Origin of the sequence: Pseudofulvimonas gallinarii (genome assembly GCF_004343305.1) — a bacterium.
In the GTDB taxonomy this organism is placed as follows: domain Bacteria; phylum Pseudomonadota; class Gammaproteobacteria; order Xanthomonadales; family UBA2363; genus Pseudofulvimonas; species Pseudofulvimonas gallinarii.
The window spans coordinates 67388-83794 of the sequence record NZ_SMAF01000006.1 but is presented as its reverse complement, the minus strand read 5'-3'; the positions used below and the strand labels follow the sequence as shown (position 1 = coordinate 83794).

The 16407-nt window shown below is 68.3% G+C and carries 12 protein-coding genes; 5 read left to right on the top strand and 7 right to left on the bottom strand.

What is annotated here, in order from left to right:
- Positions 1-26 precede the first annotated feature (26 nt).
- The 4 genes from scpC (at position 27) to dnaG (ending at position 5832) form a co-directional block, all read left to right on the top strand.
- Positions 27-1541, top strand: coding sequence for a succinyl-CoA:acetate CoA-transferase ScpC (gene scpC, locus EDC25_RS05920; protein ID WP_132577304.1), 1515 nt, complete (start codon positions 27-29; stop codon positions 1539-1541).
- Positions 1542-1545: 4 nt separating this feature from the next.
- On the top strand, positions 1546-2013 hold the full coding sequence (gene msrB / locus EDC25_RS05915) for a peptide-methionine (R)-S-oxide reductase MsrB (protein WP_132577303.1): 468 nt from the start codon (positions 1546-1548) through the stop codon (positions 2011-2013).
- Positions 2014-2155: 142 nt separating this feature from the next.
- Positions 2156-4027 carry a hypothetical protein gene (locus tag EDC25_RS05910; RefSeq protein WP_132577302.1) on the top strand — a complete coding sequence of 624 codons (1872 nt, stop codon included), beginning with the start codon at positions 2156-2158 and terminating at the stop codon, positions 4025-4027.
- Positions 4028-4083: 56 nt separating this feature from the next.
- Complete coding sequence (gene dnaG / locus EDC25_RS05905; protein WP_123521997.1) at positions 4084-5832, top strand: DNA primase; 1749 nt, start codon at positions 4084-4086, stop codon at positions 5830-5832.
- A gap of 99 nt (positions 5833-5931) precedes the next feature.
- Here the strand turns inward: dnaG and EDC25_RS05900 are convergent, their stop codons facing one another.
- The 7 genes from EDC25_RS05900 to EDC25_RS05870 form a co-directional block, all read right to left on the bottom strand.
- Positions 5932-7233: an AMP-binding protein gene (locus EDC25_RS05900; RefSeq protein ID WP_123521998.1), complete on the bottom strand. Its 1302-nt coding sequence runs from the start codon at positions 7231-7233 to the stop codon at positions 5932-5934.
- Complete coding sequence (locus tag EDC25_RS05895) at positions 7223-7795, bottom strand: TIGR00645 family protein (RefSeq protein WP_123521999.1); 573 nt, start codon at positions 7793-7795, stop codon at positions 7223-7225. The genes EDC25_RS05900 and EDC25_RS05895 overlap by 11 nt, the downstream gene beginning before the upstream one ends.
- Before the next feature lie 10 nt (positions 7796-7805).
- Entirely contained in the window at positions 7806-8360 is a 555-nt protein-coding gene (locus tag EDC25_RS05890) for an L-threonylcarbamoyladenylate synthase (RefSeq protein ID WP_132577301.1), read from the bottom strand.
- A gap of 2 nt (positions 8361-8362) precedes the next feature.
- Positions 8363-10930 (bottom strand): DNA topoisomerase I, encoded by a 2568-nt coding sequence (locus tag EDC25_RS05885; protein WP_123522000.1) that lies wholly within the window; start codon positions 10928-10930, stop codon positions 8363-8365.
- A 267-nt stretch (positions 10931-11197) separates the two neighbouring features.
- Positions 11198-11923, bottom strand: coding sequence for an orotidine-5'-phosphate decarboxylase (gene pyrF / locus EDC25_RS05880; protein WP_123522001.1), 726 nt, complete (start codon positions 11921-11923; stop codon positions 11198-11200).
- Between the two features lie 9 nt (positions 11924-11932).
- Positions 11933-12817, bottom strand: a complete 885-nt coding sequence (locus tag EDC25_RS05875; protein ID WP_132577300.1) for a 5'-nucleotidase, lipoprotein e(P4) family — start codon at positions 12815-12817, stop codon at positions 11933-11935.
- 70 nt (positions 12818-12887) lie between these two features.
- Complete coding sequence (locus tag EDC25_RS05870) at positions 12888-14204, bottom strand: acetyl-CoA C-acetyltransferase (protein WP_123522003.1); 1317 nt, start codon at positions 14202-14204, stop codon at positions 12888-12890.
- 64 nt (positions 14205-14268) lie between these two features.
- Here EDC25_RS05870 and EDC25_RS05865 point away from each other — a divergent pair, with 64 nt between their 5' ends.
- On the top strand, positions 14269-16404 hold the full coding sequence (locus tag EDC25_RS05865; protein WP_132577299.1) for a tetratricopeptide repeat protein: 2136 nt from the start codon (positions 14269-14271) through the stop codon (positions 16402-16404).
- Positions 16405-16407: the final 3 nt, after the last annotated feature.

Genomic DNA, 16407 nt, shown 5'->3' with positions numbered 1-16407 from the left:
TGGCCGTCCACAACGGTACTCCCGCCATGCCAGACTCCCGCATCCGCAACGAGGCGCTGCGCGCCCGCCTGACCACGGCCGAACAGGCCGCCGAGCTGATCCGTCCGGACAGCACCGTGGCCATGAGCGGCTTCACCGGCTCGGGCTATCCCAAGGTGGTGCCGATGGCGCTGGCGCGCCGGATCGAACAGGTCGCCGCGGCCGGAGAGCGCTTCCGCATCCGCGTGCTGACCGGCGCCTCGACGGCGCCCGAGCTCGATGGCGCGCTGGCCAAGGTCGACGGCATCGAGCTGCGCCTGCCCTACCAGTCCGATCCTGAAGCGCGACAGCGTATCAACGACGGCACGCTCAACTACATCGACACGCATCTGAGCCATGTCGCGCCCCATGCGTGGTTCGGTTTCTACGGCGACATCGACACGGCGATCATTGAAGTCTCCGCCATCCGCGAGGACGGCGCGCTGGTTCCGTCGACGTCGATCGGCAACAACAAGACCTGGCTCGACCTGGCGCGCCAGGTGATCATCGAGGTCAACCAGTGGCAGCCGGCCGGCCTCGAAGGCATGCACGACGTCTACTACGGGACGGCGTTGCCGCCGGACCGCGTGCCGATCCCGCTGCTGGCACCCGGCGACCGCATCGGCGAAACGATCCTGCGCTGCGATCCGGCAAAGATCGTCGCGGTGGTGGAAACCAACGGGCCGGACCGCAACAGTCCGTTCAAGGCGCTGGACCAGGCGAGCATCGACATCGCCCGCCACCTCGTCGATTTCCTCAAGCATGAAGTGGCGCGCGGGCGGATGCCGAAGAACCTGCTGCCGCTGCAGTCCGGGGTCGGCAACATCCCCAACGCGGTGCTCGCCGGCCTGGCTGAAGGCGGCTTCCGCGACCTGACGGCGTTCACCGAAGTGATCCAGGACGGCATGCTCGACCTGCTCGAAGCGGGTGTGCTGGCGACCGCCTCGGCAACGGCCTTCTCGCTGTCGCCGGAAGCGAACGAACGCTTCAAGCAGAAGATCGACTTCTTCCGCGAGCGCATCGTGCTGCGTCCGCAGGAGATCTCCAATCATCCAGAACTGGTGCGCCGCCTCGGCTGCATCTGCATGAACGGCATGGTCGAGGCCGACCTCTACGGCAACGTCAATTCCACGCACATCATGGGCTCGCGCGTGCAGAACGGCATCGGCGGCTCCGGCGACTTCGCGCGCAATGGATTCCTTTCGGTATTCGTCAGTCCGAGCACGGCGCGCAACGGCAGCATTTCCTCGTTCGTGCCCATGGTCAGCCATGTCGACCATACCGAACACGATGTCGGCGTGCTGGTCAGCGAGCAGGGCCTGGCCGACCTGCGCGGCCTGGCGCCGAAGCAGCGCGCACAGGTCATCATCGACCGCTGCGCGCATCCGGACTATCGTGCGATGCTGAAGGACTACTTCGACCGCGCCAGCCGCGACAGCTACGGCAAGCACACGCCGCACCTGCTCGCCGAGTCGCTGGCGTGGCACCAGCGCTGGCTGGACACCGGCAGCATGAGGACCTGAGGCCATGAGCGATTTCGACCTGACGCCACCGGACCCGCGGCAGCGCGCCGCGCTGGAAGCCGACCTCAGTGCCGAGGAACGCCGCGTCCTGCTCGCGCACGGCACCGAGGCGCCCTTCTGCGGCCTGTTCCTGGACAACAAGCAGGACGGCGTCTACACCTGCCGCTGCTGCGGCCTGCCGCTGTTCCGTTCGTCGGACAAGTTCGATTCCGGCACCGGCTGGCCGAGCTTCTTCCAGCCGTTCGACGAGCGCCACATCCGCCGCATCCGGGACAGCAGCCACGGCATGGTCCGCACCGAAATCGTCTGCGCGCGCTGCGGTGGCCACCTCGGCCATGTCTTCCCGGACGGCCCGCCACCCACCGGCGAGCGCCACTGCCTGAACTCGGTATCGCTGGCCTTTATTGCGCGCGGCCAGCCGCTGCCGGACCGCCTGCGGCGCGGCGCACCCGAAGGCCAGCCGGCCTGTTGACGACAAGACAACACGGCAACACCAGATAACAAGAACCGACTGCAGGAATCGAGGCAAGGTTCACGAATTTTTACAAACTGTATCGCATTTGTAACCGGAATTGACGCACAATCCGGCCTGTCACAACCACAGGGAGACCGATGTGCGCACGATTTCGCTGATCCTGGCCACCTTGGGCCTGGGTGGTACGTTTACCGTTGCCCATGCCGATACGATCTTTCATAGCGGCATTGAGCCCGGCCTGACCATCGACGGCCGCGTCTACTGGCCTGGCCCGATTGCCGGTGCCGTGGTGACGGCGCGCTTCGGCGACCAGCTCGCCACCACCAGCTCGCGCGCCGATGGCCGCTTCGGCCTGGTCATCGAGCACCGTCATGTCAGCGGCACGCCGCTGGTGGAACTGACCGCGCGCGGCACCGGTACGCAGGCACATATCGAATACGCCGGCCAGCTGGGGCCATTCGACCGCCTGTTGACCGCTGCCGGCAGTGACGAGGTACTGGATATCGACGAGGAGGCCTTTGCCAACCTCACCCCTTACAGCACCGCGGTCAGTGCCTTCATGCGGGCGGAGAACGGTCATCTCCCGTTGCAGTCGCTGGCGGCATTCGAGCGTTCCGCTCGGTCGCAACAAGTCGTGCATGTCTTCGACATCGCCCACGCCATCGCCTTTGCCGCGCAAGGCGACCTCTCGCTTCCCGCCGGCTACGACACCACCTGGGCCGCGGTCACCGACATGGCGGGAACGCAGCAACTGTATGCCGACTGGTACACGGCGCGGTATGCGACCAATTGCTCGTCGCAACCTGATGCGCCCATCTGCACGATCTTCGGCGATCTCGCCGGCAACAGCACGGTGTTTCCGCCCGGCGAGCCTGTGCCCGGCCTGCGCTACGCCGTTTCCAATGGCGGCGGTTTTGACTTCGGGTCTGCACGTTTCATGGAGACCCTGGTCGTGTACGGCAGCACCTGGTCGTACTGGAGCCCCTCCGGCGATGGTCCGTTCGCAATAGACGCCAGTATCGAAAGCGATGGGCGCTACCTGTTCACCCGTCAGGATGGCGAGCCGTTGTCGACGATGGAAACCTGGCGCTTCATCAATGGCCAGCAAGTGCGGACCTTGATCGAAACCGTGAGCCTGCTTGTCCGCTTCGACCGCAGTGTCGGCAACCTCGCCGCCTATTCGAAGTCCGGCACCATCCGTTACCGCCATCCGGATAACCCGGAAATACCCACCGAGCACCTGCCGGCGCAGCCGACCCTGCCGCAGGTGTCGATCGGCAATGCGCTCGCCGACTCGCAGTCGGGTCTCCGCGGCCCGCTTGCGGGAAGCCGCTGGCTGGTCAGCGTTCCCACTGCCGGAAGTGGTGGCCCGGCCTACTGGGATGCAGACATCCACCCAGTCACTGGCAGCAACGGCGTCACCGAGCGCGGCGGTCGCGCCTTTACGGTGCTGGATGAAGGCGCGGATGACTTCACCCTCGACTACGGCGACTTCCAGATGTCCACGCGGCTGGCCAACGAGGACTACCCGGGCATCTGGCGCACCGAAGTACGCATCACCTCAGCCGACGGCACGGCGTACGCCAGCGGCATCCTGATCAAGGTGGATGCGCCGCAGATGGCCTGGAGCGCCGCCAATGTGCCCGGACTGTATCGCTCGCGGATCAATGGACACATCTGTGACGGCCCCTGGGGCGACATTGACGTCCTGTCGGAATACGGATTCTGCACCGGCACCCAGGGTTGGTTCGGCTTCCAGTTGAACGCCGATGGCACCGGCATCCAGGCGCCCAATACCTCGCCGGCAGCCGTGACCTGGGCCCTGCCGGGTGGCGCCGATGCCGGTCGCCTGCGCATCGACCGGATGTCCGGCCCGACCCTCGTCCAGTCCCGCGGCTGGGAAGTTGTCAAGGTCGTCGGCGACCGTTACTGGATCATCGAGAACATGGCACAGGGTGAGCCAGCCAGTTTCGCGCCCAGCTCGCGCGTGTACGCCATGGACCGGCAGTAGCCGGCACAGCCATCCGCTCCCGCGCCGGCTCTGGCCGGCGTGGGACAATGCCGGCCATGGCCGGACGCATTCCCTCCACCTTCATCGACGAGCTGCTGTCGCGCATCGACATCGTCGAGGTGATCGAGGCGCGGGTGCCGCTGAAGAAGGCCGGCCGCGACCACCAGGCCTGCTGCCCGTTCCACGACGAGCGCACGCCCAGCTTTACCGTCAGCCCGACCAAGCAGTTCTATCACTGCTTCGGCTGCGGCGCCCATGGCAGCGCCATCAAGTTCCTGATGGAGTACGACCGCCTGGAGTTCGTCGACGCGGTCGAGGAGCTGGCCAGGCGCGCCGGACTGAGCGTGCCCTACGAGGGCGGAACGCAACAACGGACCGACCACAGCGACGACTACGCGCTGCTGGCGGCGGCCACCGGCTGGTTCGAATCACAGCTGCGCGCGAGCACGGTGGCACAGGCGTATTTCGAGCAGCGCGGTGTCAGCGCCGAGCTGCGCGAGCGCTTCCGCCTGGGCTATGCGCCCGAAGGGTGGGACGGTCTAAAGCGCGCGATCGGCGACAACGAAGCACGGGTGCGCGGCCTGTTGCGCCACGGCCTTTTGATCGAGGGCGGGCGCAGCGGCAGCTATGACCGGTTCCGTGACCGGGTGATGTTCCCGATCATGGACCGGCGCGGGCGGCCGATCGCCTTCGGTGGCCGCGTGCTCGGCGGCGACGACGGCCCGAAGTACATGAACTCGCCGGAAACGCCGCTGTTCCACAAGGGCCGCGAACTGTTCGGCCTGTGGCAGGCGCGCCAGGCGCAGGGCAAGCTCGCGCGCCTGCTGGTGGTCGAGGGCTACATGGACGTCATCGCCCTGCACCAGCACGGCCTCGAACAGGCGGTCGCGACGCTGGGCACGGCGACGACGCGCGAGCATGCCGAGCTGCTGTTCCGCAATGCGCCGGATGTGTATTTCTGCTTCGATGGCGACCGTGCCGGGCGCCAGGCCGCGTGGCGCGCCGTCGAGTCGGTCCTGCCACGGATGACGGATGGCCGCCAGGCGTGGTTCGTCTTCCTGCCCGATGGCGAGGACCCGGACTCGCTGGTGCGCAAGGAGGGCGCCGCCGGTTTCGAACAGCGGCTGGCGCAGGCGACACCGCTGTCCTCGTTCTTCTTCAGCGAACTCGGCCAGGACGTGCAGCTGGGCAGCCTGGACGGCAAGGCGCGACTGGCGGAACGTGCGCGCCCGCTGCTCGCCCAGTTGCCCGACGGCGTCTTCCGCGACCTCATGCTGGAAGCGCTGACCGAGCTGACCGGCAGCACGCGGGCGCCGCCGCCCGTGAACCCGGGGACCACGCGTGCGGCGACGCGCCGGCGCACCCCTTCGACGCGACGCAGCCTGGTGCGCGAAGCCATCGCCCTGCTGCTGCAACGCCCCGTGCTGGCAGCCGGCATCACCGGGCCGGTCACCTTCGGCGACCTCGACCGTCCCGGCGTGCCCTTGCTGGTGGAACTGCTTGAACGTTGCCGCGCACGGCCGGAAACGACCACCGCGATGCTCCTGGAACATTTCGCGGAGCGGCCGGAGCTGGACGCGCTGCAGCGATTGGCCGTGGCCGAGCCGCCGGGTGATCCGGCGACCTGGGAGGCCGTGTTCAATCATGCCATCGCCCGGCTGGGCGTCATGCACGAGGACCAGCGGCTGGCGCAGCTGCAGGCCCTGTTGGCCGCAGGCCAGCTCGACGCCGCGGGCAAGGACGAGCTGCGTGGCCTGCACCTGCGCAAGGCGCAGCGCCGCCTGCAGGACATTCCGGGCCACTGACGTCCCGCGGCGGCGACGCGGTGCGGTGGTTCGCATCGGCGCACAGGCAACGGGGTCGCCGCGGGAATCGCCCGAGGGATCCGGCAAACGCGGGCGCGGTCAGTCCAGCAGGGCCAGCAGCGCGTCGCGGCGGATCTTGCCGGTGTCGTTGCGCGGCAATGCGTCGACGCGGACCAGCCGTCGTGGCAGGAAGACCGGATCCAGGCTTTCGCGCAGCGCCGCCATGATCGCGGCGTCATCGAGACCGGGCGCGACGACGAAGGCGATGATCCGCTGCACGCCGAGCGAGCCACTTTCGATCGATTGCAGTACGGCGGCGTCGGCGACACCCGGAATGGCCTGCAGTCGAAGCGTGATGTCACCCAGCGAGGCGCGCTTGCCGGCGATGTCGACCATGTCCTGGCTGCGGCCGCGGACCTGGAAGCTGCGTTCGCCCGACATCTCGACATGGTCATGCATCAGCACCGGGCCGTCGTAGTACGGCGCTTCCACCCGCGTCCCCTCCGCCACCGGGACCAGGCCCAGGTCGGGATACAGCGACCAGCGCTCGTCGGTCGCGGTGCGACGGTGGGCGATGATGCAGGTCTCGGTGGAGCCGAACACTTCCATCAGCGGCGCGCGGAACACCTGTTCGGCGGCGACCGCCAGGTCGCGCGGCAATGGCGCCGTGGCCGACACGATCAGTGCCGGCGGCCGGTAGTCCAGCCGCGCCTCGACGAAGCTGCGCAGGTGCACCGGCGTGGTGACGAGGATGACCGGGCCGTCCTGCCGATCCAGCGCCGCCGCCAGGTCCTGTGGGAACAGCGGCCGCTCGCAGGCGACGCCGTAGGGACCGAGCAGCGGCAGCAGCACGCAGGTCTCGATGCCGTACATGTGCTGGCTGGGCACGGTGGCGAGGATCGTCGCCTCGGGCGCGTGCTGCCGGAACACATCGAGATTGCGGAGCGTGCTGCCGACCAGGCTGGACCAGCGCTTGGCGTTCGGACGCGGCTGTCCGGTCGAGCCGGAGGTGAAGCCGATCAGCGCGATGTGCGCGGCACCCGGCGCCTCGACGTTGGCGGTTGTCGCCGGCGACGAAGGCTGCGTGGCCAGGTGCTGCCCGACCCAGTCGTCGTCGACCAGCGTCGCCGGCGAATACTGGCCGGAAATCTCGGCGACGACCTTCGGCGTGCGCGAGGGCGGCAGCAGGGTGGTGCGCCCGCCCAGCAGTGCCGCGGCGAACGCGAGCAGGAAATGCCCGCGATCCTCGCACAGGTTGATCACGTAGGGCGATGCCGGCCACCGCCCGGCCAATGCCCGCGCCTGGGCGAGGAAGGCATCGCGGTCGAGCCGCCCCTGCGCCCGGTGCAGCAGCACGCGGGTGCCGGGACCGGGAAACAGCGGTAGCCCGTCAGTGGCCATTCTTCGGCTTGCCCATCACCAGCCGGTCGGTCCAGGCCATCGCCAGCGCCGAAAGCAGGAAGGTGACGTGGATGATGACCTGCCACATGATCGCGTTGTCGGTCAGGCCGCTGTTCTTGTCGGCGACATGGATGAATGTCTTCAGCAGGTGGATCGACGAGATGCCGATCAGCGCCATGGCGAGCTTGACCTTGAGCACGCTGGCGTTGACGTGCGAGAGCCACTCCGGCTGGTCCGGGTGGTTGTTGAGATGCAGGCGCGAAACGAAGGTCTCATAGCCACCGACGATCACCATCACCAGGAGGTTGGCGATCATCACCACGTCGATCAGGCCGAGCACGGCGAGCATGATGTAGGTCTCGCCCGACATCAGGTCGCTGCTGCTGGGACAGTGCTTGAACAGGACGCAGTCGGAGAGGTGCCACAGCTCGATCATGAACTGGTACACGTAGATCGCCTGCGCGACGATCAGGCCCAGGTACAGCGGCACCTGCAGCCAGCGGCTCCAGAAAATGAAATCGCCGAGGGTCTTCAGCAGGCGCACGTCGCGCGGGCGCGACACGGGGGCATGTTCAGTCACGCAACAACTCTCCAGTCAGTACGTCTCGAATCACGGTCGGGCGGGACAGGTGGGCGGTTTCGCCTTCCACGACCGCATCGACTGCGGCACGCAGTCCGGGCTCGACCTCGGCAAGCGTGCGCGGCGCCGGCATGCCGCTGCGGTTGGCGCTGGTCGATACCAGCGCGCCTTCGAAGGCGGCGGACAGCGCACGTACCAGCGGATGGGCACTCACCCGCACCGCCAGCGTGCCGCGATCACCGGTCAGCCATGCCGGGCAGGCCGGCGACACCGGGAACACCCAGGTGTGCGGTCCGGGCCAGCTTTCGCGCACGGCGCGCATTCTGTCGTCAGCCACCGGCGCCAGCAAGTGCGCAACGCGTGAAAACGCATCGGCGACCAGGATCACGCCCTTTCCGGTCGGCCGCTGCTTGAGCGCATAGACGGCGTCCAGGGCGGCGCCATCCATGGGGTCACAGGCCAGTCCCCAGACGGCCTCGGTCGGATGCAGCACGATGCCGCCCGAACGCAGGGCGGCGACCGCGGTGTCGATCGCCGCCCCTGCCATGCTCAGTCCCTGGCGGCCTTCTTCGCAGGCGCCTTCTTCGCCGCCGACGTCCTCGCGGTCGTGGACTTCGCTGCCGTCTTCTTTGCCGCCGCCCCGGCGGTCGACTTCTTCGTTGCGGTTTTCTTCGTCGCCTTCTTCGCGGCGGCCTTCTTCGTCGCCTTCTTTGCCGGCGCCTTGGCATCCGCCGTGGCGCCCGCCGTCTTGCGCGTCGCGGTCTTTTTCGCCGCCTTCTTCGCGGCGCCACGACGCTTGGCGGGCTTGCCCTTCTCGGCGAGCAGCGCCTCGGCGGCGGCGAGATCGTAGCTCTCGGGTTCCGCGTTCTTGGGCAGGCTGGCCATCAGTTCGCCGTTGGTGACGTAGGGACCGAAGCGACCCCGCAGGACCTGCACGCGGCCGTCATCGAAGCTGGCGATGATCCGGTTGGCGAGCGCCTCTTCCTTCAGGCGCAACAGTTCCAGGCCCCGCGCCAGGTCGATTTCGTAGGGATCGTCGGTCTTGGTCAGCGAGGCATAGGTCGAACCGCGCTTCACGAAAGGCCCGAAGCGGCCGATGCCGACGGTGATCTCGGTGCCATCCCCGTCGGTGCCCAGGCTGCGCGGCAGGCGGAACAGGTCCAGCGCCTCGGCCAGCTCGATGGTGTGGATGCTCTGACCCGGCCGCAGCGAGGCGAACTTCGGCGGCTCCTCCTCCTCGCGCTGGCCGATCTGTGCGAACGGCCCGTAGCGGCCCAGGCGCACGCTGACCTGGCGGCCGCTGCGCGGATCGACGCCAAGCACGCGGGCGCCGGTGGCTTCGGCGCGATCGACGGTTTCCGCCTTCTCCTCCACGCGCGACTTGAAGGGCTTCCAGAAGCGCGCCAGCAGCGGCTTCCAGTCTTCCTCGCCACGCGAGATCGCATCCAGCTCGTCTTCCAGCCGGGCGGTGAATTCGTAGTCGACGTAGCGGTCGAAGTGGCCGGACAGGAACTTGGCGACCGCGCGCCCGACATCGGTCGGCCGGAAGCGGCGGTTGTCGAGATAGACGTACTCGCGCCCGGTCAGCGTCTGGATGATGGAGGCATAGGTGGACGGACGGCCGATGCCGTATTCCTCCAGCGCCTTCACCAGCGAGGCTTCCGAATAACGCGGCGGCGGCTCGGTGAAGTGCTGGCCGGCCTCGATGGCGTGGCAGGGCACCAGTTCGCCCTCGCGCAGCACCGGCAGGCGGCGGCCCTCGTCCTCGTCTTCCTCGCCCTTGCTGTCCTTGCCTTCCTCGTACACGGTGAGGAAGCCGGGGAACGCCACCGTCGTACCGGTGGCGCGGAAGGCGTTGTCGGGTCCGCAGGCCATGTCCACCGACACCGTGTCGAGCAGCGCCGGCTTCATCTGGCAGGCGATGGTGCGCTTCCAGACCAGTTCGTAGAGCTTGAGCTGCTCGTCGCTGAGGTAGGGACGCAGCGATTCGGGGCGGCGCAGCGCCGAGGTCGGACGGATCGCCTCGTGCGCCTCCTGCGCGTTCTTGGACTTGGTGCGGTACACCTGCGCCGCACCGGGCAGCAGGTCGGCACCGTACTGCTGCAGGATCGCTTCGCGCAGTTCGGTCAGCGCATCATTGCTGAGGCTGGTCGAATCGGTACGCATGTAGGTGATGAGGCCCTGCACGCCTTCGTCGCCGATGGCGATGCCTTCGTACAGTTGTTGCGCCAGGCGCATGGTGCGGCTGGTGGAGAAGCCGAGCTTGCGCGCCGCTTCCTGCTGCAGGGTCGAGGTGATGAACGGCGGCGCCGGCTTGCGCTGGCGCTGCTTGCGCTGGACTTCCATCACCTTGAGTAGGCCGATGGCGTCATCGGCCCTGCCCTGCGCCGCCGCTGCCGCCTGCAGCTTCGCCTGCGCGGCGTGGGCGTCGGTGGCGTTGGTCAGGTCGAACTGCTCGAACTTCTTGCCCGCCAGTTTCAGCAGGCGTGCATTGAAGCGCTGGCCGCCCTGGCTGAGCCGGGCTTCCATCGTCCAGTATTCGCGCGGCACGAAGGCTTCGATCTCCTCCTCGCGCTCGACGATCATGCGCAGCGCCGGCGACTGCACCCGGCCCGCGGACAGTCGCGGGCCGACCTTGCGCCACAGCAGCGGCGACAGGGTGAAGCCGACCAGGTGGTCCAGCGCGCGCCGGGCCTGCTGGGCGTTCACCAGGTCCATGGAGATGTCGCGCGGATTGGCGACCGCTTCCCGGATCGCCTTGGGCGTGATCTCGGAAAACACCACCCGGTGCAGCTGCTTGCCATCGAGCAGGCCGCGCTCGCGCAGCACCTCGACGATGTGCCAGGAAATCGATTCCCCTTCGCGGTCCAAGTCGGTCGCGAGGAACAGGGCGTCGGCCTTGGCCGCCGCCCTGGCGATCGCATCGACGCGCTTCTCGCTGTCGCTGTCGACTTCGTAGCGCATCGCGAAGTCGTGGTCGGGATCGACCGCGCCTTCCTTGGCGACGAGGTCGCGGATATGGCCATAGGACGCGAGGACATCGAAGTCCTTGCCCAGGTATTTGTTGATGGTCTTCGCCTTGGCGGGCGACTCGACGATTAGCAGGTTCTTGGCCATCACTTCCTCATTAACGTGCCGCCGCGTCCCGGACACACAGGCGTCCCCTCGCGCGCATGCGCGCACGTACACAGGGTTAGTGATCGCGCAGCCGCCCGGTCCTGTCAAGCTGTTCCGCCCGGGCGCAAAAAAACAGGCGGCCGAGGCCGCCTGTGAGATTGGTAGAGATCGCTGATTGCAGGACGCCATCGTCACTTGGCGCAGCGCCATACTACTTGGGGCGTCATCTTTATGCAACACATCGCCAATCAAACGCAAACCGCTGTTTCAATTGGCTTTCTCGAAGACCGACCGGATCGTCGCCTGGATGTCGGCCGCGGCGGCACGCGGGTCCGCCGCAGCGCGGATCGGCCGTCCGACCACGATGTGGTCGGCGCCGTTGAGGAAGGCCTGCCTGACATCGACCGTGCGCTTCTGGTCGTCGCCGGTATTGCCGACCGGCCGGATGCCGGGACAGACCACCAGCAGGCTGTGATCGACGTGCTCGCGCAGGTCCGCCACTTCCAGGCCTGACGAGACCACGCCGTCGCATCCAGCCGCCAGCGCGGCCTTAGCGCGTGAGAGCACCAGGGCGCGGGCATCGCACTGGAACCCCAGGTCGTCGAGGTCGCGCTGGTCCAGGCTGGTCAGCGCCGTCACCGCGAGCAGCTTCAACGGGCCCTTCACCTCGGCGGCGGCGCGCATCATTGCGTCGTTGCCATGGATCGTGCAGAACGTCGCCGGATGGCGGCCCAGGCCGCGGACCGCCGAGGCCACGGTCGCCGGCACGTCGAAGAACTTCAGGTCGACGAACACCTTCTTGCCGCGCGCATGCAGCTTCGCCAGCAGGTCGAAGAAGTCGCCACTGGTCAGCAGCTCCATGCCGATCTTGTAGAAGCGGCCGTGCCCGCCAAGCAGGTCGACCAGCTCCAGCGCTTCGGCGGCCGTGGGGACGTCGAGCGCGATGATCAGGCGCTCGTCGACGGGAATCGGCTTGTCCGACAGCCAGGCCATGGCAGGCGCTCAGCGCGTGCGCAGCGCGCGGCGCTTGGCCGCGGTCGCGTCGTCGGCACCACGCGTGGCCGCGCCTTCCCAGCCGCCATAACTCGGGTTGGGCAGCATGAACCAGCGCACGCCCCACCAGTTGCGATAGGCCTCCATCATCGCCGAGCGCTCGTCATTGCCCTTGCCGCGCAGGCCGTCGAGGAAATCGCCGAGGTTGTCGCCGAACATCATCACCACGCGATAGCGCTCGCCGACGAACTGGCGGCGGGCACCTTTCTCCGGGCTCCAGCCCTGCGCTTCGTCGATGGTCAGCACCGTATCCTCCGGATCGGACATCGGGAAACCCAGGGCACGCAGGTTGTCGTAAGTGGCGGGCTTCTCCGCGGCGGTGCGGTTGGTGACGTAGAAAACGGTCACCCCGCGCTGGGCGGCGGCGCGCAGGAACTCAACGGCGCCCGGCAGCGCCCGCGAGCGGCGCTCGTTGACGAAGTCTTCCCAGGTCGCCGCGTCGAAGGTTTCATCGCGGTCGATCAGGCGCGCCTGGTAGGCGGAGTTGTCGATCACCGTCTCGTCGGCATCGAGGATGATGGCCGGCGGCAGGTGTTCGACGCGCTGGCCGCCGCGCTCGTCACGCGGCAGCGCATCCCAGCTGCGATCGGCGAGGGCGCGATCGAGCACCTCGGCGGCGGCGCCATAGACGCTGCGTACGCTGGCCTCGTACTCGGCCGCCACCTGCATCCAGAGGACGGCATTGAGGTTGTTGTGGGCCTCGACCTGCGTCGCGGCGGCGACGGGACGACCGGGCGCCGGTGCATACGGGCGCTCGTCGCGGACATGGCTGTGGCCGCAGGCGACCAGCGAGGTCAGGACCAGGGCCAGGGCAAGGTTTCGGATCGGTTTCATTCGGGCACTTCCTGGAAGACGCGCCGGTCACCCGGACGCATGGAACCGGCGGCGCGGCTTCGCCGCGCACTCAACGTTCGATGATGGCCGCCACGCCCATGCCGCCGGCCGTGCAGACGGACAGCAGGGCACGACCACCGCCGCGCTCCTCGAGCTGCTTGGCTGCCGTGGCGATCAGGCGCGCGCCGGTCGCCGCGAACGGATGGCCGACCGCGAGCGAGGAGCCCACGGGATTCAATTTTGCCGGATCGATGGCACCCAGCGGCGCGTCCAGGCCGAGCACGTCGCGGCAGTATTCCGGCGATTCCCAGGCGCGCAGCGTGCACAGAACCTGGGCGGCGAAGGCTTCGTGGATCTCGTAGATGTCGAAATCCTGCAGCGCCAGGCCGTTCGCCTTGAGCAGCTCGGCGACGGCGATCGTCGGTGCCATCAGCAGGCCCTGGCCGTGCACGAAATCCACGGCGGCGACGCGCGCATCGCGCAGCCACGCCCGCACCGGCAGGCCACGGTCCTCGGCCCAGTCGGCGTCCGCCAGCAGGACGGCGCTGGCGCCATCGGTCAGCGGCGTCGAATTGCCCGCCGTCAGCGTGCCGTGGCCGGAGGACCTGTCGAACGCCGGCTTCAGCGTCGCCAGCTTTTCCAGCGTGCTGTCGGCACGCAGGTTGTTGTCGCGCTGGACGCCACGGAACGGCACGACCAGGTCGCTGAAGAAGCCGCGCTCGTAGGCCGCCGCCGCCTTCAGGTGGCTGGCCAGCGCCAGTTCGTCCTGTTCCTGTCGGGTGATGCCCCATTCACGCGCCATGCGCTCGGTATGCTGGCCCATGCTCATGCCGGTGCGCGGCTCGCCGACGCCGGGAAACTGCGGCTTCAGTTCGCCTGGACGGAATCCGCGGAACGCACGCAGGCGCTCGCGCAGGCTGCGGGCACGGCCGACGTCGAGCAGGCGGCGCGAGAAGCGCTTGCCGAACACCACCGGCACGTCGCTGGTCGTATCCGAACCCCCGGCCACGCCGGCGTCGATCTGACCGGTTGCGATCTTGTTGGCGATGACGATGGCGGCGTCGAGGCTGGTGCCGCAGGCGCGCTGCAGCGTCAGTCCCGGCGTGCCGGCATCCAGGCCGGAGGACAGGACGATCTCCCGCGCCAGGTTCCAGTCGGCGCTGTGCTTGATCACCGCGCCGAAAGTGAGCTCGCCCAGGCGCAAGCCGTGCAGGTTGTAGCGCTCGACGAGGCCTGCGACGGCCTTGAGGCCGAGGCCGAAGTTGCCGACATCGACATAGGCGGTGTTGCTGCGGCAGAAAGGAATGCGCGTACCGCCAACGATGGCGACCGGACGTTGCGGGCGCGCAACCGGCGCGCGGGCTTTGGAGGAAGCGGCGGAAGGCATCGCTTGAATCGGACCCTGTGGCCTGGCGGTGTGGAGCGGTCACCGCGGAACCGGCGAAATCAGGGTGAATGGTACACTAGAGCGCTTTGCCGCGACCCGCGCGGCACCGACTCTGGACGTCACCGACATGCTTGAAGAGATCCTCAAGATCCACCAGTCCGGGCAACTGGACGAGGCCGAACAGCGCTACCGCGAATGGCTCGCCGCCAATCCGGCCGATCCGGAAGCCCTGCACCGGCTGGCCGTCCTGCGACGCCAGCGCGGCGACCTCCGCGAGGCACTTGAACTGGCCGGCAAGGCGGCCGAAACCGCCCCCGACCAGGCCCGCTACCAGGTGACGCTGGCGGGACTGCACCTGGACGAACCCGATTACGACGCCGCGCTGAAGCACTACGAAAGCGCGCTGCGCATCAATCCCAACATGCTCGCTGCCGCACTGGGCCTGGTCCAGGCGGGGCTTGCGCGTGGCGATCTCGCCGCAGCGCGATCCGCCATGGCCCGCGCCGAACGGATCGATCCGGAGCACCCGCAGTTGCGTTACCAGAAGGCGAAACTGGCACAGGCGCTGGGCAACCACCAGCTCGCCGTGAAGCTGTTCCTGGACCTCGCGAAACTGACGCCGAACGAGCCCGCCCTGCATGCCAATGCCGCCAAGAGCTTCATCGCGCTCGGCCAGATCGGCATCGCCGAACAGGCGCTGCGCAATGCCCTCGGCCTCAATCCGGATTACGTCGACGCGCGGATTTCGATGGGCCAGTTGATGATGCGCGAAGGACGGCCGGCCGAAGCGTGGCAGGAATTCGAGCGCGCCATGAAGGTCCATCCCGGCCATCCGCTCGCGCTGGTGGGCCGTGGCGACCTGCGCGGCCTGCGCGGGGACCTGGCCGGCGCCGTCGAGGACTACCGGCAGGCGCACACGACCGCACCGGATGTCCCGGAAATCGTCGCGGCGCTGGTGCTGGGCCTGGGCGCGGCCGGCGACGCCGACCAGGCGCGGGAGGTGCTGCTGGCCGCACTGCAGAGGCAGCCGGCCAGCACCGAGCTCCGCCGCCTGCAGCTGAGCATGCTCAGGAACGACGGCGAAGCTTCGCTCGCCGCCTGCCGGGAATGGAGTGCCGTGGACCCCGACAACCTCGAGCCCACGCAGCATCTGGCCAGCCTGCTGGAGCTCAGGGGCGATTTCGAGGGCGCCGAATCCCTCGCCAACGAAGTCCTCCAGCGCGACAGCCGCGCCGCGTTCTCGCGCCTGCTGATGGTGCGTTCGGCCTTGCGCCGCAACAACCCCACCGAGGCCCAGGAGCAGATCAACCGCCTGCCGGAAACCGGCCTGGAACCGGCGCTGCGCATCGAGCGCAACCGGCTTCGCGGCTTCACGCGGGACCAGCTCGACGACCATGCCGGCGCGGTCGACGCCTGGTCGGTCTGCCACCAGCTGCAGCGCGGCCTGGTGAAACCGGTCACGCCACCCGGCGTTGCCGGCATTCCCGCCGCCGTCGGCACGACCGACGACCCGTCGGAGCCGACTTTCCTGCTCGGCACGCCCGGAATGGGCGTTGAAGGACTGGCCTCCCTGCTGGCCCAGGCCGGCGTGCGGATCATGTCCGACCGCTTCGGCAGCAGGCCCAGGAAGGATGCGATCAGCACCGGCCAGTTCGTCGAGCTGGCCGCAAAGGCCGCTTCGGACCAGGCTGCGGTCACCGCGTTCCGCGACAGCTACCTGTCCGGTCTGGGCGGCATCGGCCTGGCTCCCGAGCCGACGCTGGTCGACAACCTGCCTTTCCCCGACCTGCGCTACCTCGGGCTGATCGCCGCCGCGTTCCCGAAAGCCCGCTACCTGGTCATCGAACGGGACCCGCGCGACGCACTGCTCGCCTGGCTGTCGCACGGCATCGCCCAGGGCGTCGCCATGCCTGCCGAGCAGGCCGCCGCCGGCGCCTGGCTTGCCGCGCTCGACACGCACCTGAAGGCCGCCCTGGCACGTGTGCCCGCGGATCGCGTCCTGCGCATCCATGCGCGCGAACTGGACGAGCCCAAGGCGCTGGTGCAGCGCATCGCCGGATTCCTTGACAACGCCTCGCTCGCGATCGCAGACCAGGTCGACGTCCGCCACACCCGCGGCGGCCTGCCAACCTTCCTTCCCGACGGCCGCTGGCAGGCCTATCGCAACGTGCTTGCCGAGGCGTTCGCCCCCCTTTCCTGACGG